The organism is Streptomyces sp. NPDC098781 (assembly GCF_044759995.1).
Classification (GTDB): Bacteria; Actinomycetota; Actinomycetes; order Streptomycetales; family Streptomycetaceae; genus Streptomyces.
The window spans coordinates 1,051,344-1,069,414 of the sequence record NZ_JBIWAK010000003.1 but is presented as its reverse complement, the minus strand read 5'-3'; the positions used below and the strand labels follow the sequence as shown (position 1 = coordinate 1,069,414).

Sequence of the window (18,071 nt, the reverse complement as noted above, 5' to 3'; positions counted from 1 at the left end):
TGCCTGTGGTCCTGGTGCGGTGATCGGCCGTCCAACAGCCCTGCTCGGAGGGTTATTCCACGTTTGGTGAACACTTGGGGAGTGGCTTATCTCACCGCTCGTCAACCCCTGCCTACGGTCGCGTAGGTCACATCCAAAGGTGAATCATGTCCCGATGTGACAGGCGATTCGAAGAGTGACAGCAGATCAGTGATCGGGTCGTACGTCGCGGTGGGGGACAGCTTCACCGAGGGCGTCGGCGACCCCGGCCCCGAAGGGGCGTTCGTCGGCTGGGCCGACCGCTTCGCGGTCCTGCTCGCGGACCGGCGCCCCGAGGGCGACTTCGATTACACCAACCTCGCCGTGCGCGGCAAACTCCTCGACCAGATCGTCGAGGACCAGCTTCCGAAGGCCGTCGAACTGGCCCCGGACCTGGTCTCGTTCTGCGCGGGCGGCAACGACATCATCCGGCCCGGAACCGACCCCGACGAGGTGGCCGAGCGCTTCGAGCGGGCCATCGTCCGGCTCACCTCAGCCGTCGGCACCGTCATGGTGACGACCGGCTTCGACACCCGCGGCGTGCCCGTGCTGAAGCACCTGCGCGGCAAGATCGCCACGTACAACGGTCATGTGCGGGCCATCGCCGACCGGTACGGCTGCCCCGTGCTCGACCTGTGGTCCCTGAAGACCGTTCAGGACCGCCGGGCCTGGGACGGCGACCGGCTGCACCTGTCTCCCGAGGGGCACACGCGCGTGGCGCTCCGCGCCGGTCAGGTCCTCGGCCTGGAGATTCCCGCGGACCCGGACCAGCCCTGGCCGCCGCTCCCGCCGCGCGGCACGCTGGAGATCCGCCGGGACGACGTCCAGTGGGCGCGTGAGTACCTGGTGCCGTGGATCGGGCGGCGACTGCGCGGTGAGTCCTCGGGCGACCACGTGACGGCCAAGGGCGCCATGTCTCCGGACGACATCAAGATGCGGATCCAGTCGGTGGCTTGAGTGCGGTGCGCGAGTGATCGGTCGGTGGCTTGAGTGCGGTGCACGAGCCATCAGGCCGTGGCTTGAGAGCGGTGCGCTAGGCACCGGTGCCTCCGGGCCGTACCGAAGACTGGTCGGTGCGGCCCGGACGTATGTCCTCCCGAAGGGAACCCGGCGTCCGCGCACCTCACCGAGTCGACGCCGTCAACGCCTCTCGCTCCAGGCCCAGTTCCCGGGCCAGCGCCTCGTCCGCCCACTCGCGTGCACACGCGCGGGAGACCGCGCCCGGGTACGACGTCAGCTGTACGGCCAGCCCGTCGAGCAGGGCCGTCAGGCGCAGTGCCGCGCCGGTCGGGTCCGGACAGCGGAACTCCTCCGCGGCGACACCCTCGGCGATGACCTCGGCGATGGCCGCCTTCCACTGCCGGTCCAGACCCCGGATGACCTCCTGGAGCGCGGGTTCGCGCAGTGCCGCCGCCCAGCCCTCGATCCACAGCCGCCAGCCCTTGGCCTGGCCGGTGGGCGCGTACCAGCGCACGGCCGCCCGCAACCGTCGTAGCGCCGTCGTGCGGCGGCCCAGAAGCTTGCGCAGATGAGCCAGGTCGTCCGCTGCCGCATGGGTGAAGGCGGCCGCGACGAGCTTCTCCTTCGTCGCGAAGTGATAGAGCACCAGAGCGTTGCTCACGCCGAGCGACGAGGCCACGTCGGCGATCCTGACCGCCGCCACGCCCCGCGCCTCTATCTGCTCCACGGCGGCGCGCAGCAGTTCCTCCCGCCGCTCCGCCACGCTCAACCGCACTCTTGCCACGCCGTCACCCTAAAGCCTCGCCACGAGCCACCCCTCGGCCGCTGCCGAGGAGGTCCCCGCGGCCGGTGTCATCGGTGCCAGCCGAACCGCTCGGTGATCTCCGGAAGCCGGTCCGCGGCGATGGCGTGCGCGGCGGCCCTGGGGGCCGTCCCGTCGGCCTCGGCGCGGGCCAGGGTGAGATCGGTCAGGTCGCGCATCGAGCGTCTGATGTGAGCGAACGCCTCGTCCGCGTCCGGGCCCATGTCCCCGAACAGCGTCCACCACCACCAGGCGTTGGTGGCCGAGTTCACCACGACGTCCGGCAGTACCGTGACCCCCCGCGCGGCCAGCATCTCCTCCGCGTCGGGCCGTACGGGCATGTTGGCCGCCTCGGCGATCCAGCGGGCGGTGACCCGCGCCTGGTTCGCGGCGTCGATCGCGTACGAGACCGCCGCCGGAACCAGCACCTCCGCCTCGGCCGACAGCCAGGCGTCGCCCGGCAGTTCACGGTCGCCGGGGCGCAGCGCCGCGCGGTCCACCGTGCCGTGGGCGTCGCGCGCCGCCAGCAGGGCCTCGATGTCGAGGCCCGCCGGGTTGGCGATCGTGCCCTTGATGTCGGCGACCGCCACGACCGTGAGCCCCGCGCGCGTGAGGAAGCGCGCGGTGGCCCCGCCCATGGTGCCCAGACCCTGCATCGCGACGCGGGTCCTCCAGTACGGCACACCTGCCCGGTCCAGAGCCGTCAGGACCGACTCCGCGACCCCGCACCCGCCGACCAGCTCGTCGAGGCCGATGCCGTCGACCTGGACCGCGAACGCCTCCGCGAGCCGGCGCCGGGCACCCGCCTCGTCGTCGAGCAGCGGATACACGGCCTGGACCGACGACACGAGCCCCGCCTCGGCCGCCGCGCGGTCGACCACGTCCTGGCTGAGCCCGAGGTCCTCGCCCGTGGTCCAGAAGTTCTCGATGTACGGCCGCATGCTTCGCAGGTAGCGCACCAGGAGCCCGTACGCCTCCGGATCCCGGGGATCGCAGTCGATGCCGCCCTTGGCGCCGCCCAGGGGGACATACCGCGCCTCGGGGTCGTAGTGCAGCGCTTCCTTCATGCTCATGCCGCGGGCCAGCCCGGTGACCTCGTCCAGCGTGCAGCCCGGCCGCATACGCAGCCCGCCGCTGGCCACTCCGCGCACCAGCCGGTCGACGACCAGGAAGCCCTGGCGGCCGGTGACGTGGTCGGTCCAGGTGAGCGACAGCAGGGGGGTGGTCATGGGGTCTCCGGGGTCGGGGCCGGTCCCGGGGTGGGCGCCCCGGTGCGGCTACTGAACGATGAGTCAGTATTGAAGTAGGAAGGGGACATGTCAACGCGCTCGGTGGATCTCGGTGGAACCCGGTGGAACCAGGGGGATCTCGGTGGAACCCGGTGGATCTCGGTGGGGAAGCGGCCCGCCCGGGGTCGTCGGAGCCCGACGGACCGGGGGGTATCCGGAGGTGTCGGTGGGGCCGCCCATAATGGGATTACTCACCGACTCCACCTGGAGGTACCGTGGCCGGTTTCCGTTTCCCGAGCTCCGGGCTGCGCGCCCTGCGGCCCGAGGCCTTCGGCGTGGACCCGAGCGGTGAGCGCATGGCGCGCATCCGCAGATCCCCGCACTTCCAGAACGGCGTGTTCCAGAACCCCGGCGGTGAGGCGCGGACAAGACCGTCCGGGTCGATGCTGGAGTTCGCCAAGATCTACTTCGACAAGGAGGCCCGGCCCCGCCGCGCCCCGAAGAGCACCGTGCCGGTGCACCCCACCACCTACGCCGACCTGGCCAAGCCGCCCGCCACAGGGCTGCGCCTGACCTGGATGGGGCACTCCAGCGTCCTCGCGGAGATCGACGGCCACCGCGTGCTCTTCGATCCCGTGTGGGGCGAGCGCTGCTCCCCGTTCCCCTTCGCCGGACCCAAGCGGTTGCACCCCGTACCGCTCTCGCTCGCCGCGCTCGGACCGGTCGACGTCGTCGTCATCTCGCACGACCACTACGACCATCTCGACCTGCCCACGATCAAGGCGCTCGCCGGTACCGACACCCTCTTCGCGGTACCGCTCGGCGTCGGCGGCCACCTCGAGCACTGGGGCGTGTCCGCCGACCGGCTGCGTGAGCTGGACTGGCACGAGCAGACGAAGGTCGGCGGGCTCACCCTGACCGCCACCCCGGCCCGCCACTTCTGCGGCCGCGGACTGCGCAACACCCAGCACACCCTCTGGGCGTCCTGGGTCGTCGCCTCGGACGAGCACCGGATCTACCACAGCGGTGACACCGGCTACTTCGAGGGCTTCAAGGACATCGGCGCCGAGCACGGCCCGTTCGACGCGACGATGATCCAGGTCGGCGCCTACTCGGACTTCTGGCCCGACATCCACATGACGCCGGAGGAGGGCGTCCGGGCCCACCTCGACCTCCAGGGCGGCGATCCGACCGCGGGCGTCATGATGCCGATCCATTGGGGGACCTTCAATCTGGCGCCGCACCCGTGGGCGGAGCCGGGGGAGTGGATGATGCGGGCCACGCACAAGGCCGGCGTCGCCATGGCGGCCCCGCGCTGCGGCGAGCCCTTCGAACCGGCCTCGCCGACGCCTCTGACGCCCTGGTGGCGGGATGCGGCCGAGGCGCCGGCCGAAGGGTGGCCGGCCTGGCCGCCGGTTGCTTCGGAGGCGGGGGACGCGGCGGTCGCCTAGGGGGCGGTTGTGCCGGGCGGGCTCGAGACGCGTTGGGCCGAGTGAGGCCGAGTTGGGTTGAGTGAGGCTGAGTTGGGCCTCGTAAGGCCGAGTTGGGCCTCGGGGTGGGTACATCTCAGGCTTGAGCAGCCGTCGCTCGGTCGCTCGGTCGTGGCGGCGGACGGCGTGCGCGCCCACGTTTTGGCGCTTCGCGCGGGGCGTGCGGGAGCACTGTGGGGCGCCCGGCTGGCGATGTGCGCCGTTACGGGGGGTGACGTTCAGGGGTTGGCGCGCCGGGTGCGCGGAGTGCTGAAACGTCCCGGCCGGGGCGGGCGTCGGTGAAGAGGAAACGCGTTTACGGGGGGCGGGGCATGGAAAATGCCCCGCCCCTCGACTTTTGCCTGTGACCACTTCTGACCAGGTCCGATCGTTCAATTGCTCCTTGTGGGCGAACGGTGAGATCGGTTATCGGTCTGTCGTACGAGGCCTCATACCAGAGCGGGACGCCACCTGCGGGAGTTTGTCAACTGCCCACCGCACTTGATGCACAGGCGACTACCGTGAGTGTCCGTCGGGCGACGTGGAGCCGAATTTCGTCAGCTCTGTCGACCGACATCGCGATGGCGCATGCCCCGCGGGCCGCGCAGACCGCGTGCACGCCCAAGGCCCCCCACCGACGGACCAGTACGAGGATCCCGATGTCTCAAACACGCGCCCCGGCCGCACGCGCAGACCGCCGTGAGGGCGGGCGGCACGGGCGCCCGGCCGCCCGCACCGCACCCGCGCTGCCCGAGACCCATATACGGCCCCAACTGCTGCGGCTGGCGGTGCTGCCGCCGGTCGCGGTCACCCTCAGCGCCTGCGCGGTCGTGCTGTTCCTTCTGCGCTCCACCGGGGTGCGCCCGAGCCTCACCCTGTGGGCAGTGCTCGCCGGCGCGGTCTCGGTCACCCTTGCGGGCATCCTGATCGCCGCAGTGGCAGCCAACCGCGCCGCCAGGTCCGTCAGCGACCGCGTCCGCGCACTGCGCCGCAGTAGCGCACGCGCCGAGGCCGATCTACGTGCCCTCGTGGAGACCCTGCGACGCGGGGAGGCTCCGCCTGCGAAGCGCAAACCGCGCGGCGGTCCGCCCGACAGCGCCGACGACTTCGAACTCCTCGCCGCCGACCTGGCCCGCGCCCACGACGGAGCCGTCACCGCCGTCGTCCAGGCCGCCCAGCTCTCCAGCCAGGCGGGCAGCGAGCAGAAGCTGGAAGTCTTCGTCAACCTCGCCCGGCGGCTCCAGTCGCTCGTGCACCGGGAGATCTCCATCCTCGACGAGCTGGAGAACGAGATCGAGGACCCCGACCTGCTCAAGGGCCTCTTCCACGTCGACCACCTCGCCACCCGGATCCGTCGCCACGCGGAGAACCTCGCCGTGCTCGGCGGCGCCGTCTCCCGCAGGCAGTGGAGCAACCCGGTCTCCATGACCGAGGTGCTGCGCTCGGCCATCGCCGAGGTCGAGCAGTACTCGCGGGTCAAACTGGTGCCGCCCATCGACGGCACCCTGCGCGGGCACGCCGTCGCCGACGTCATCCACCTGCTGGCCGAACTGGTCGAGAACGCCACGGTGTTCTCCGCCCCGCACACCCAGGTACTGCTCCGCGCCAACCTGGTGACCTCCGGTCTCGCCGTCGAGGTCGAGGACCGCGGGCTCGGCATGCCCGTCGGCGAACAGAACCGTATGAACGCCCTGCTCACCGATCCCGATCAGGTCAACGTCGCCAGCCTGTTGGCGGACGGGCGCATCGGACTGTTCGTCGTGTCGCAGCTCGCGAAGCGGCACGGCATCCATGTGCGCCTCCAGACCAACATCTACGGCGGTGTGCAGGCCGTCCTCGTCGTGCCGCAGGGGCTGTTGGGGGCGGAGCCGGGGGCGGCGCGTGCTGCCGCGGCTCGCGGGCAGGAGCCGTCGGGGGCGGTCGGCACGGGCGCCCCGCCGCAGTCGGGCGCGGCTTCTCCGTCCCAGGGGCGTTCCCAACAGGGGCCGCCGGTGCAGTCCCAGCTGCCTCGGCATTCCGGGGCGACGGGCACGCCGCCCTCGGCGAAGGCGTCGTCGCCGGCGGCCGGGGTGGACAGCGGCGGGCAGGCCGGTGTGACGGAGGCGTCGCGGCCGATGGGGGCGCAGGATGCCCCACTCTGGCAGAGGCAGCAGCCGCCGAGCGGGGGAAGAGGTACGACTCCGGGTGCGAACGGCACCGGACCCGCGCCGCTGCCCGTGCGTGGCTCCCGGGAGGAGCGGGCCAACCCGGCGGAGGCCGTGCCCGGCATCAGGCCGGACGAACGCCGGCTCGTCGAGGAGAACGCCGGCACACCGCCGACGCCGCGCCTCAGCGCCGTCCGGGGCACCATGGGCAAGCCCACGCTGCCCCGGCGCAAGGCGCAGGAGCACATCGCACCCCAACTGCGGGGAGGTCCCGCACCACGCCAGGAGTCGGAGCATCTCGCCGGGCACGACCCGGGGTTGATGGCGGCCTTCCAGCGGGGGGTCGGGCTGGCGGAGACGCAGCAGCACATGGACTCGGCGGGTGGGGATGCCGAGGCTGTGGGTGGTGGGCCTGTGGGCGGCGGGTCTGTGGGTGGTGGGTCCGTGGAGGCTGGGCATGTGGGTGCGGGGCCTGTGGACGCCGGCCATATGGGCACCGGGCACATGGGCGGCGCGCACGGGGGTTCCGGCCCTATGGGCGAGGGCTACATGGGCCAGGAGCACATGGACCGGGAGCACATGGACCAGGGCCACACGGGTCAGGGGCGTATGGGTGCAGGCCACATGGGTGCCGTGCACACAGCGTCGGGTCACACCCTTCTGGACCACACGGCGGTCGGCCACACATCACTCGGCCACACAGTGTCCGGCGCCGTGAACTCGGACCACGCGAACACGGACGAGAACCACACAACTGCGAGCCACACAACTGCGAGCCACGCGAACGCCGGTCACATGGATGCGGCACACACCGCTACCCCACACGGAAGCACGCCGGCCTACACCCCCTCACCCCGTACGGCCCCTGACGCCGCGTCACGGCTCTCGGAGTCGAGCCCGTCGAACCCCACGCCGCCCCCACCCACCCGCCTCGACTCCGTCCGCCCGGCACCGAGCCACTTCGATCCCACCAGCCTCGACACGAGGCGACCGCAGAGTCCCCCACTGCGCCCGACGTCCATGGATGCACCCCCCATGGATGTGACCTCCATGGCCACCCGCCCTCACATGGGCGTGTCCCCCATGGACCCGGCCCACGTAACCGAGCCGCACCCCGGGCCGACGCCCGGTACCGACCACACCCCCTGGCCCGACGGGAGCGCACCAGCCGGATGACCACGACCGTGACCAGCTCGAGGTCCGCCTGGGAGTCCACCCCCGACCCCAGCGCTCCCGCAGACCTTCGTACCTCAAGGAGTCGATCCATCATGGCGAGCGAAGCGCCGACCGCCCATGTCTCCGACCTCGACTGGCTGATGAGCGGGCTAGTGCAGCGCGTGCCGCACACAAGCAGCGCGGTCCTGCTGTCCTGCGACGGGCTCGTGAAGTCGGTCCACGGCCTCGACCCGGACAGCGCCGACCACATGGCCGCCCTGGCCTCCGGCCTGTACTCGCTCGGCCGCAGCGCCGGGGTCCGTTTCGGCGACGGTGGAGAAGTGCGTCAGGTCGTCGTCGAACTGGACTCGACCCTGCTCTTCGTGACCACCGCCGGCTCCGGCACATGTCTCGCCGTGCTGGCCGGACGCGAGGCCGACGCCGCGGTGCTGGGCTACGAGATGGCGATGCTCGTCAAGAGTGTCCGCCCGTACCTGGTCACCGCTCCCCGGCAGCATGCCGTCGAACCCCCGGCGATGAGGCCTTGAACGTGACGGCGGCCGGCGACGGGCCCTGGCTCGACGACGCGGCCGGACGGCTGGTGCGCCCTTTCACGGTCAGCAACGGCCGTACCAGGCCCACCGTCGCGCTCGACCTGATGTCGCAGGTGATGGCCACTGGGGCGACCCCCCTCGGCTACCTCGGCCCCGAGCACGAGCAGGCACTCGATCTGTGCCGCGCCCCCGTCTCGATCGCCGAGGTCGCCGCCCACCTGAAGCTGCCGGCGGCCGTCACCAAGGTGCTGCTGGCGGACCTCGTCGACTGCGGGGCGCTCACCACCAAGCCCCCCGAGTTCCACCACAACCCGACAGACCGGGCTCTTCTGGAGGCAGTGCTCGATGGACTACGACGACAGCTCTGACCCCTTCCCCACCGCACTGAAGATCTTGGTGGCGGGAGGCTTCGGGGTAGGCAAGACGACCTTTGTGGGTGCGGTCAGCGAGATCGCGCCGCTCAGCACGGAGGAACTGCTCACCACGGTCAGCGCCGCGACCGACAGCCTCGAGGGAGTCGAGAACAAGGTAGAGACGACGGTGGCCATGGACTTCGGCCGCATCACCCTCGATCCGGAACACGTCCTGTATCTGTTCGGCACGCCCGGACAGGAACGGTTCTGGTTCATGTGGGACGAACTCTCCGAGGGCGCGCTCGGCGCGGTCATCCTCGCCGACACCCGGCGCCTGGAGGACTGCTTCGCGGCCGTGGACTTCTTCGAGCAACGCGGTCTCGGCTTCATCGTCGCGATCAACGAGTTCGACGGTGGTTACCGGTACGACCCGGAGGAGGTCCGCGCCGCCATCGATCTCGACCCTGAGATCCCCGTCGTTCGCTGCGACGCCCGGATCTCCAGTTCCGGCGTCCAGACGCTGCTGACCCTGGTACGGCACCTCATTGCCCACACACCGGCACCCGCGCCCAGCCACGGTGCCCACATGTGACATTCGCACACACCAGCACGGAGCCGCATATGACCTACGCCCACAGTGACGGAATCCACCCATGAGCTACGGCCCACCCCATCCGGTCGCTCGCCTGCTGCTCACCCCCGAGGACAAGGAGGCCCCCGCCCGCGCCCGGCGGCTGCTCCGACTGGGGTGGGGGGACCATGCCGACCCGGCTCTCGATGTCTTCGCGGGCCATCTCGCCGAGCTCACCGGTGCGCCGTACGCCATGGTCAACTTCATCGGCGAGAACGGGCAGTTCTTCGCGGGACTGCATGCCCGGCCCCGGGTGACCCTGACGCGGGCCGACGACGCCAAGCCGGAGCTGGGCCGTCATATGGAGCGAGACCATGGGTTCTGCCCACATGTGGTCGTGCGACGCAAGGCGCTGGTCCTGGAGGACGTCTGCGACTATCCGCGGTTCGCGGGGAATCCGGTCGTCGACGAGTTCGGTATCCGCTCCTATATGGGCGCACCACTCATCGACAGTACGGGGATGGCGCTGGGCACGGTGTGTGTCGTGGACGTGGAGCCGCGGCCATGGGGGAGGGCCGGGCTGGAGACCATCAAGGCGTCGGCGGTGGATCTGGTCACCCGGCTGGAGCGACGGGAGGCCGACGGACTCCCGCTGCTCTGACAACCGTGGACCACAAAACGCCGCCGGGCCCGGCCGACCCCTGACTGCCGACTGCCGACTGCCGACTGCCGACTGCCGACTGCCGACTGCCGACCCGCGGACCGGCGGACCGGCGCCCGCGGACCATCGCCCGCGGACCGGGCCGGCCCCTGGCGGCCCCCCTAATAGCCCCGCCACACGTTGTCGTACGCGGCGTCCTCGATCCCCCGCCGCTGCCGTACGGCCTCCAGTTCCATCACCGCGTCGCCGACCGCGGCCAGGACGGTCGTGACCGTCTCGTCGGTGAGGCCCTCGGCGTCGTCGGCAGACTCCTCGTGGATCCCGGCAGCGGTGGCCAGGGCGGTCAGCACCGGATCCCCCGATGCCCAGCGCTCTTCGGCCCGGCGCTTGTCCGCGGAGTCGAGCGGCGCCGTCCGCGGGGCACGCAGCGAGAACCGCGGGCCGCGTGGCCGGCCGGCGAGCCCGGCACGCTCCAGATCCTGGACATAGGCCGCCGCCAGTCCGCGGCCCCGGCGCCACAGCCAGTCCTCGACCGACTCGTACGGCTGCTGCCGTACGAGGGACGCCGCCGCCTCGTCCAGCAGACGGTCGCCCGTCGGCGCCTGCGCGCTGGGGGAGATGAGGTCGCCGTCCAGGACGAGGGCCTGGGCGTCGAGGAGGTCGAACACCTCGCCCGCCGCGAGCGCGAGAGACAGGTCGCCCTGTTCCACCGGGTGGTCCGGTGCCCTGTCCAGAGCGACGATCGCTAGGTCCCGTGCGGTGTTCATGAGCGGCTCCTGGTCAGTCGGCCGAGTGCGGGGCGCGGCATGAGGCCGCCTCGTGGGTCGGGCGCCCCGAGCCGATTCTCGCTGCCGTTCGGGCGCCGTGTGGCCTACTACCAGCATGTCGTGCGAGGAGCCGATTCTCAGCACGGCGGCGGGCGGCGCACCGCGCGGGGGAGAAGGCCCGAACGTCTCCGGCGCTCCGGTCGCGTGCTTCGCGCGGGGCGTGAAGGATAGCTGTGGCGCCGCTTAAGAAATCCTCGATGGACCAGGGCGCCGTCGTAGGGCAGATTTCTAGGCGATTCCACTCCCTCCCCGGTCGCGGGCTTCTTCGGTGTGTGCGCGGCAGGGACTCACGCACAGGAGCCGTAGCGTTGAAGGCGCTGGTCAAGGAGAAGGCGGAGCCCGGGCTGTGGCTCGTGGACGTTCCGGAACCGGCCGTCGGACCGGGCGATGTACTGATCAAGGTGCTGCGCACCGGCATCTGCGGCACCGATCTGCACATCCGGTCCTGGGACGGCTGGGCGCAGCAGGCGATCCGCACCCCGCTCGTGCTCGGGCACGAGTTCGTCGGGGAGGTCGTGGAGACCGGCCGGGACGTCACCGACATCGCGATCGGCGACCGGGTCAGCGGTGAGGGCCATCTGGTGTGCGGGAAGTGCCGCAACTGCCTGGCCGGCCGCCGGCATCTGTGCCGCGCCACGGTCGGCCTCGGCGTCGGACGCGACGGTGCCTTCGCCGAATACGTCGCCCTGCCCGCGTCCAATGTGTGGGTGCACCGGGTGCCCGTCGAGCTCGATGTCGCCGCGATCTTCGACCCGTTCGGCAACGCCGTGCACACCGCGTTGTCGTTCCCGCTGGTCGGCGAGGACGTCCTGATCACCGGCGCCGGTCCGATCGGCCTGATGGCGGCGGCGGTGGCCCGGCACGCGGGTGCGCGCAATGTCGTGATCACCGACGTCAGTGAGGAGCGGCTGGAGCTGGCCCGCAAGATCGGTGCGAGCCTCGCGCTGAACGTGTCCCGGGAGAGCATCGCGGACGGCCAGCGCGAGCTCGGCCTGCGCGAGGGCTTCGACATCGGTCTGGAGATGTCCGGCCGCCCCGAGGCCATGCGGGACATGATCGCCAACATGACGCACGGCGGCCGTATCGCCATGCTCGGCCTGCCCGCCGAGGAGTTCCCGGTCGACTGGGCCCGCATCGTGACCTCGATGATCACCATCAAGGGCATCTACGGCCGCGAGATGTTCGAGACCTGGTACGCGATGTCCGTGCTGCTGGAAGGCGGCCTCGACCTCGCGCCCGTGATCACCGGCCGGTACGGCTACCGCGACTTCGAGGCGGCGTTCGCCGACGCGGCGAGCGGCCGTGGCGGCAAGGTCATCCTGGACTGGACCGCGTAAGTCACCTGCATTTCCTAGGAGCCTCTTCATGTTCGACTCCGTGCGCGACGACCTGCGCACCACCCTCGACGAGATCCGCGCCGCGGGCCTGCACAAGCCCGAGCGGGTCATCGACACCCCGCAGTCCGCGACCGTCAACGTCAGCGCCGGCGGCCGCCCCGGCGAGGTCCTCAACTTCTGCGCCAACAACTACCTCGGCCTCGCCGACCACCCCGAGGTGATCGCCGCCGCCCACCAGGCGCTGGACCGCTGGGGCTACGGCATGGCGTCGGTCCGCTTCATCTGTGGCACTCAGGAGGTGCACAAGGAGCTGGAGGCGAGGCTGTCGGCGTTCCTCGGCCAGGAGGACACGATCCTGTACTCCTCCTGCTTCGACGCCAACGGCGGTGTGTTCGAGACGCTGCTCGGCCCGGAGGACGCGGTGATCTCCGACGCCCTCAACCACGCGTCGATCATCGACGGCATCCGGCTGTCCAAGGCCCGCCGCTTCCGCTACGCCAACCGTGATCTGGCCGACCTGGAAACCCAGTTGAAGGAGGCCCAGTCGGCCCGGCGCCGGCTGATCGTCACCGACGGCGTCTTCTCCATGGACGGCTATGTGGCACCGCTGCGCGAGATCTGCGACCTCGCCGACCGCTACGACGCCATGGTCATGGTCGACGACTCGCACGCCGTCGGCTTCGTCGGCCCCGGTGGCCGCGGCACCCCCGAGCTGCATGGCGTCATGGACCGCGTCGACATCATCACCGGCACCCTCGGCAAGGCGCTCGGTGGCGCGTCCGGCGGCTATGTGGCGGCCCGCGCCGAGATCGTCGCCCTGCTGCGCCAGCGCTCCCGGCCGTACCTCTTCTCGAACACGCTGGCCCCGGTGATCGCCGCGGCCTCCCTCAAGGTCCTCGACCTGCTGGAGTCGGCGGACGACCTGCGCGTGCGGCTCCGCGAGAACACGGCGCTCTTCCGCCGCCGTATGGCGGAGGAGGGCTTCGAGATCCTCCCTGGCGACCACGCCATCGCGCCCGTGATGATCGGCGACGCCTCCAAGGCGGGCCGGCTGGCGGAGCTGCTGCTGGAGCGGGGGGTGTATGTGATCGGCTTCTCGTACCCGGTGGTGCCGCAGGGGCAGGCGCGCATCCGCGTCCAGCTGTCCGCCGCGCACTCGACGGACGACGTCAACCGTGCCGTGGACGCCTTCGTCGCGGCCAGGGCGGAACTGGAAGGCTGACGTCCGGCCCGCTCCGGACCTTGCGATAATCGATCTCATGATCGAAGCGCGGCGGCTCCACATCCTCCGTGCGGTGGCCGACCACCGCACCGTGACGGCGGCGGCCGCCGCGCTGTATCTCACGCCCTCCGCGGTCTCCCAGCAGCTCGCTGCCCTGGAGCAGGAGACGGGGCACCGGCTGGTGGAGCGGGGCGCCAAGGGCGTACGGCTGACCCCGGCGGGCGAGATCCTGCTCAGCCACACCAACGCCGTCCTCGCCCAGCTGGAGCGGGCGGAGGCCGAGCTCGCGGCGTACTCCTCGGGCGCGGCCGGCACGGTCACCGTAGCCTCCTTCGCCACCGGGATCGCCCTGGTCGTCGCGCCCGCGGTGGCCCGCCTGGCCCGGACGTCGCCCGGCATCCGCATCCGCGTCCAGGACGCCGAGGGCGATGCCAGCCTGCCGATGGTGCTGGACCGGCAGATCGACATCGCGGTGGCGGTCGAGTACCGCGGGGCGCCGCCTGCCGACGACCCCCGTCTGTCCCATGTGCCGCTCTACTCCGAGCCCTTCGACGCGGTGGTCCCGGTCAGCCACCGGCTGGCCGACGTCCCGGAGGTGCCGCTCGCCGAGCTGGCCAAGGACTCCTGGATCGGCCAGTACCCCGGCAACCCCTGTCATGACGTGGTCGTCCTGGCCTGCGAGAACGCCGGTTTCCAGCCCCGACTGGAACACTCCTCGGACGACTTCCGCGCGGTCGTCGCCCTTGCCTCGGCCGACGCGGGAGTGGCGCTCGTACCGCGCTCGGCACTGCGCGGGATGGACCTCGCGGGGGTGGTCGTACGCCCCGTCGACGGGGTGGCACCCACGCGCCGGGTCTTCGCGGCCGTACGGCGAGGAGCCGAGGAGCATCCCTTGATCCGCCCGGTGCTGGAGGCGCTCGGGCAGGCGGCGGAGGAGTGAGCCTGCCGTAACACCGACGTTTCATATCTGGGATAGCTTCTCGGATATGAAACAGGAACCACCGAGGGACAGCGAGGCCCCGGACCCGGTCGACACCCGCCTCGGCGCCCGCCTCGCCGAGCTGCGGGCCGAACGCGGCTGGTCGCTGGGCGAGTTGGCGGAACGCAGCGGCATCAGCCGCTCGACCCTGTCCCGGGCCGAGCGGGCGGAGACCAGTCCCACGGCCTCATTGCTGAACCGTCTCTGCCATGTCTACGGCCGCACCATGTCCCAGCTGCTCAGCGAGGTCGAGTCCGAGCCCGCGCTGCTGGTGCGGGCAGCGGACCAACCGGTGTGGGAGGACCGTTCCTCCGGATTCGTACGGCGATCCGTCTCGCCGCCGCACGCCGGGCTGCGTGCCGAAGTCGTCGAGGGGCGGCTGACCGCGGGCGCCGACATCGCGTACGACCGACCGCCGGTGCCGGGGCTGGAGCAGCACATCTGGGTGCTGGAAGGGGCGCTCGACGTGACGGTTCAGGAGACCGAGCACCGCATCGGGGCCGGTGACTGTCTGCGGATGCGGGTGTGGGGGCCGACGCGGTTCCGGTGCGCGGGGCCGGAGGCCGTGCGGTATGCGCTGGTGGTGGTGTTGCCGTGATCGTGACACGACTGGACGAGGTCCAACTGCTGGACCGGATCGAGGACTTGGCCGACCTGCTGGTGGACACCGTGGCCGACGGCGCCTCCGTCGGCTTCCTGGCGACCCTGGACCGTACGGCGGCCCTGGCCTGGTGGAAGGAGCGCTCGGCCGCCGTGGCCGCCGGGCGGCTGGCGGTGTGGGTGGCGCGGGACGGTGAGCGGACCGTCGGTACGGTCGGCCTCGACTTCCCCGACAAACCCAACAGCCGTCACCGGGCCGAGCTGGTCAAGCTGATGGTGCACCGGGACGCGCGCGGACAGGGCCTCGGCCGCAGACTCCTGACGACCGCCGAGCAGGCGGCCGCCGAGGCCGGTGTCACCCTCCTCCACCTGGACACCGAGACGGACAGCCTCGCCGAGCGGCTGTACGGCTCGGCCGGCTGGACCCGAGTCGGGGTGATCCCCGACTACGCGGCGAGCCCGGCGGGAGTGCCGCGGCCGACGACGATCTACTTCAAGCACGTGTCCGGCGGACCCTCCCGCTGATTGTCAGTGCCGCGTGGAACACTCACCGCCGTTGACCGGCCGAGGGGTCGAACCAGCAGAAGAACAAGGGGGATTGCCTGCCATGAGCGTGACCATCTCGTTCATCAGCGCGACGACGCAGGAGCTGGACCGGGCGGAGCGGGACCCGAGTTGGGCGGACGAATACGCCGACTCGCTGTACGACAGCGACGTCTACGCGTCGCCGGACCGCCCCGACGCCGGGCCGGACAAGGCGTGGGCCGGCCTTCAGTTCCTGTTCGAAGAGTCCGGGGTGGGCCCCGACTTCCTGATGGACGGGTTCATGATCGTGGAGGAAGGAACCCTGTTCGGCTGGACCGCCGAGCAAATAGCCAAGCTGGCGAGCGAGTTGGGGGCGACTCCCTGGGAGCGGTTGGCGGCCCACTACGACCCGGTCCGGATGACGGAGAACGAGGTGTACCCCAACATGTGGAGGTTCGACGCCGAGGGTGAGCTGGAGTGGCTCCGACACGCCTACGAGGAACTCGTCGCGTTCTTCGCCGCGGCCGCCGAGCGGGGTCTCGGGGCCTTCATGAACTTCAGTTTCTAGCGCACGCTCCCTGGGCCGCGGTAACCCTCTCACCAGGAGATTGTCAGTGCTGGGCGCTACCGTGCGTCTCATGCCGGATGCCGAAGACGTACGCCGTATCGCCCTGTCCCTGCCGGACACGACCGAGAAGATCGCCTGGAGCATGCCCACGTTCCGGGTCGCGGGCAAGATGTTCGCCACGCTGCCCGAGGAGGAGACCTCCATCGCGGTGCGCTGCCCCAAGGAGGAGCGCGACGAGCTGGTCCTGGCCGAGCCGGACAAGTTCTGGATCGCCGACCACGAAGCGCAGTTCGCCTGGGTACGGGCCCGGCTCGGCGCCCTGGAGGGCGAGGCGGAGCTGCGCGACATCCTCGCCGACTCCTGGCGCCAGGCCGCCCCGCCCCGTCTGCTGGAGGCGTATCCGGACCTGGGGCTGCCCACCGGGGACTGAAACCCGTGGGGCGTTGTCAGTGCCCCGTGCAATGATCCGAGGGCAGGTGTGGGAGCCGGGGCGGAGGGGGCCTCGGCCACCACAGGGGGCTGGTGTGACGGCATGGCCGAGGGGGCTCGGCCGGGAGGGGCCGACGGGGCATGGACAGGGGCAAGGGGACAGGGCAGCGCCCCGTGTGGTCGCGGGACTTCGCCCTGTTCTTCGTCGCGCGGGCCGTCGCCCAGCTCGGCGACACCATGCTGCCGGTGGCCCTCGCCGCGGGCCTCCTCCAGCACGGCTACGGGGCGGGCGCGGTCGGTCTCGCCCTCGCCTCGACGTCGGCCGCCTTCGCCGGGCTCATCGTGTTCGGCGGGGTCATCGCCGACCGGTTCAGCACCCGGCGTCTGATGATCGGCGCGGACCTGGTCCGCCTGTGCACGCAGGCCCTGGCCGCCGCGCTCTTCTTCTCCGGCCATGTTGTGCTGTGGCAGATCTGCGCGATCGGCTTCGTCAACGGCGTGGCGGGCGCCGTGTTCCAGCCCGGCGTCGCCGGCACGGTCCGGCGGCTCGCCACCGACGTGCAGGGTGCGAACGGCGCCATACGGATCGCCGAGGCCGTGGCCCAGCTCTCCGGCCCGGCCCTCGCCGGTGTGCTCGTCGGCTTCGCGTCACCCGGCGGCGTGTTCACGGCCCATGCGACCACGTACGCGATCAGCGCGCTGTGCCTCCTGCTGCTGCGTCTGCCCGTGCGGTCCCGGCGACCGTCCGGCAGTGACGCCGCACTGCGCGGGGCCAGGGCGTTCCGCGCCGATCTGGTCGAAGGCTGGCGGGAGTTCAGAGCCCGTACCTGGCTCTGGGGCGTCATAGCCGTCTGGTGCCTCTACATGATCACCGTGTGGGGCCCGAGCGTCCCGCTGGTCGTCACGGAGGTGGTCCAGCAGCACGGCGCCCGTTCCTACGGTCTGATTAACTCCGCGCTCGGCGCGGGCACCGTCGCCGGCGGCCTCCTCGCCCTGCGGCTGCGGCCCCGGCGGATGCTGCGCGCCGGCTCGATGGGTGTCTTCGCGTTCGCCGCGTTCCCGGTGGCGGTCGGCGCGGAGCTCGGCGTTCCGGCCATGGCGGCGGGAGCGGCGGTCGCCGGGGCCGGCATGGCCTTCTGGAGCGTGATGTGGGCGACGAGCGTCCAGACCCAGGTCCCGGCCGACGTCCTCAACCGCATCCACGCCTACGACGTGGCGGGCTCGCTGGCGATGATGCCGGTCGGGCAGTCCCTCGCGGGCCCGGCCGCCGCGGCCCTCGGCGCCGATCGTGTGCTCCTGATCGCCGGAGTGATGAGTTTCGTCGTCGCGGGCGCGCTGCTGTCGACGCGCTCGATCCGGGACCTGGTGCGGGCGGACGCACCGACGACCCCGGGGCCGGCCCCGGTCACCGCGGACGAGTGCGTGCGGCCCGAGCGGCACTGAAGCGGGCGGGCACCACGAATAACGAGTGCGCGACCATCGACCCGAGTGCGGTATTGTTTTCCTGCACGTTCGGCCGGGGGAAACCCCAGGTCAGGCGGGCATCGGGACGTGGCGCAGCTTGGTAGCGCACTTGACTGGGGGTCAAGGGGTCGCAGGTTCAAATCCTGTCGTCCCGACTTGTGAAGCAGCAAGTCGGAGGCCGTATCGGAATTGCCGATACGGCCT

General features: G+C 71.3%; 18 protein-coding genes and 1 tRNA gene. 16 read left to right on the top strand and 3 right to left on the bottom strand.

Annotated features, from left to right (window positions below; all coding sequences use genetic code 11):
* The first annotated feature begins 189 nt into the window (after positions 1 to 189).
* Positions 190 to 975, top strand: coding sequence for an SGNH/GDSL hydrolase family protein (locus ACIQWG_RS16555; protein WP_404095663.1), 786 nt, complete (start codon positions 190 to 192; stop codon positions 973 to 975).
* 166 nt (positions 976 to 1,141) lie between these two features.
* On the opposite strand, the gene ACIQWG_RS16550 is transcribed toward ACIQWG_RS16555, so the two are convergent.
* Positions 1,142 to 1,762, bottom strand: coding sequence for a TetR family transcriptional regulator C-terminal domain-containing protein (locus ACIQWG_RS16550; protein WP_404095661.1), 621 nt, complete (start codon positions 1,760 to 1,762; stop codon positions 1,142 to 1,144).
* A gap of 68 nt (positions 1,763 to 1,830) precedes the next feature.
* Entirely contained in the window at positions 1,831 to 3,009 is a 1,179-nt protein-coding gene (locus ACIQWG_RS16545) for a Glu/Leu/Phe/Val dehydrogenase dimerization domain-containing protein (RefSeq protein WP_404095659.1), read from the bottom strand.
* A 275-nt stretch (positions 3,010 to 3,284) separates the two neighbouring features.
* Here ACIQWG_RS16545 and ACIQWG_RS16540 point away from each other — a divergent pair, with 275 nt between their 5' ends.
* From ACIQWG_RS16540 to ACIQWG_RS16515, 6 genes are all read left to right on the top strand, one after another.
* Positions 3,285 to 4,460: an MBL fold metallo-hydrolase gene (locus tag ACIQWG_RS16540; protein WP_404095657.1), complete on the top strand. Its 1,176-nt coding sequence runs from the start codon at positions 3,285 to 3,287 to the stop codon at positions 4,458 to 4,460.
* 677 nt (positions 4,461 to 5,137) lie between these two features.
* Positions 5,138 to 7,798: an ATP-binding protein gene (locus ACIQWG_RS16535; protein WP_404095654.1), complete on the top strand. Its 2,661-nt coding sequence runs from the start codon at positions 5,138 to 5,140 to the stop codon at positions 7,796 to 7,798.
* A gap of 92 nt (positions 7,799 to 7,890) precedes the next feature.
* Positions 7,891 to 8,325: a roadblock/LC7 domain-containing protein gene (locus ACIQWG_RS16530; RefSeq protein WP_404095651.1), complete on the top strand. Its 435-nt coding sequence runs from the start codon at positions 7,891 to 7,893 to the stop codon at positions 8,323 to 8,325.
* Positions 8,326 to 8,327: 2 nt separating this feature from the next.
* Entirely contained in the window at positions 8,328 to 8,699 is a 372-nt protein-coding gene (locus ACIQWG_RS16525) for a DUF742 domain-containing protein (RefSeq protein WP_383401643.1), read from the top strand.
* Positions 8,677 to 9,276: an ATP/GTP-binding protein gene (locus ACIQWG_RS16520; RefSeq protein ID WP_126396810.1), complete on the top strand. Its 600-nt coding sequence runs from the start codon at positions 8,677 to 8,679 to the stop codon at positions 9,274 to 9,276. The genes ACIQWG_RS16525 and ACIQWG_RS16520 overlap by 23 nt, the downstream gene beginning before the upstream one ends.
* Positions 9,277 to 9,337: 61 nt before the next feature.
* Positions 9,338 to 9,916: a GAF domain-containing protein gene (locus tag ACIQWG_RS16515; protein ID WP_404095648.1), complete on the top strand. Its 579-nt coding sequence runs from the start codon at positions 9,338 to 9,340 to the stop codon at positions 9,914 to 9,916.
* Between the two features lie 161 nt (positions 9,917 to 10,077).
* Here ACIQWG_RS16515 and ACIQWG_RS16510 read toward each other — a convergent pair whose 3' ends face one another.
* Positions 10,078 to 10,683: a GPP34 family phosphoprotein gene (locus ACIQWG_RS16510; protein WP_404095645.1), complete on the bottom strand. Its 606-nt coding sequence runs from the start codon at positions 10,681 to 10,683 to the stop codon at positions 10,078 to 10,080.
* 368 nt (positions 10,684 to 11,051) lie between these two features.
* Here ACIQWG_RS16510 and tdh point away from each other — a divergent pair, with 368 nt between their 5' ends.
* The 9 genes from tdh to ACIQWG_RS16465 all read left to right on the top strand — a co-directional run bounded on the left by tdh (position 11,052) and on the right by ACIQWG_RS16465 (position 18,022).
* Complete coding sequence (tdh, locus tag ACIQWG_RS16505) at positions 11,052 to 12,080, top strand: L-threonine 3-dehydrogenase (protein WP_404095643.1); 1,029 nt, start codon at positions 11,052 to 11,054, stop codon at positions 12,078 to 12,080.
* Positions 12,081 to 12,108: 28 nt separating this feature from the next.
* On the top strand, positions 12,109 to 13,302 hold the full coding sequence (locus tag ACIQWG_RS16500; protein ID WP_404095640.1) for a glycine C-acetyltransferase: 1,194 nt from the start codon (positions 12,109 to 12,111) through the stop codon (positions 13,300 to 13,302).
* Positions 13,303 to 13,339: 37 nt separating this feature from the next.
* Positions 13,340 to 14,242 carry a LysR family transcriptional regulator gene (locus ACIQWG_RS16495; protein ID WP_404095637.1) on the top strand — a complete coding sequence of 301 codons (903 nt, stop codon included), beginning with the start codon at positions 13,340 to 13,342 and terminating at the stop codon, positions 14,240 to 14,242.
* Between the two features lie 46 nt (positions 14,243 to 14,288).
* Entirely contained in the window at positions 14,289 to 14,879 is a 591-nt protein-coding gene (locus ACIQWG_RS16490; protein ID WP_404095634.1) for a helix-turn-helix domain-containing protein, read from the top strand.
* Entirely contained in the window at positions 14,876 to 15,406 is a 531-nt protein-coding gene (locus tag ACIQWG_RS16485) for a GNAT family N-acetyltransferase (protein WP_404095631.1), read from the top strand. The genes ACIQWG_RS16490 and ACIQWG_RS16485 overlap by 4 nt, the downstream gene beginning before the upstream one ends.
* An 82-nt stretch (positions 15,407 to 15,488) precedes the next feature.
* Positions 15,489 to 15,974 (top strand): YfbM family protein, encoded by a 486-nt coding sequence (locus ACIQWG_RS16480; protein WP_404095628.1) that lies wholly within the window; start codon positions 15,489 to 15,491, stop codon positions 15,972 to 15,974.
* 70 nt (positions 15,975 to 16,044) lie between these two features.
* Positions 16,045 to 16,404 carry an MmcQ/YjbR family DNA-binding protein gene (locus ACIQWG_RS16475; protein WP_404095625.1) on the top strand — a complete coding sequence of 120 codons (360 nt, stop codon included), beginning with the start codon at positions 16,045 to 16,047 and terminating at the stop codon, positions 16,402 to 16,404.
* 140 nt (positions 16,405 to 16,544) lie between these two features.
* Complete coding sequence (locus ACIQWG_RS16470) at positions 16,545 to 17,846, top strand: MFS transporter (protein ID WP_404095623.1); 1,302 nt, start codon at positions 16,545 to 16,547, stop codon at positions 17,844 to 17,846.
* A 102-nt stretch (positions 17,847 to 17,948) separates the two neighbouring features.
* Positions 17,949 to 18,022, top strand: a tRNA-Pro gene (locus ACIQWG_RS16465).
* Positions 18,023 to 18,071 lie beyond the last annotated feature (49 nt).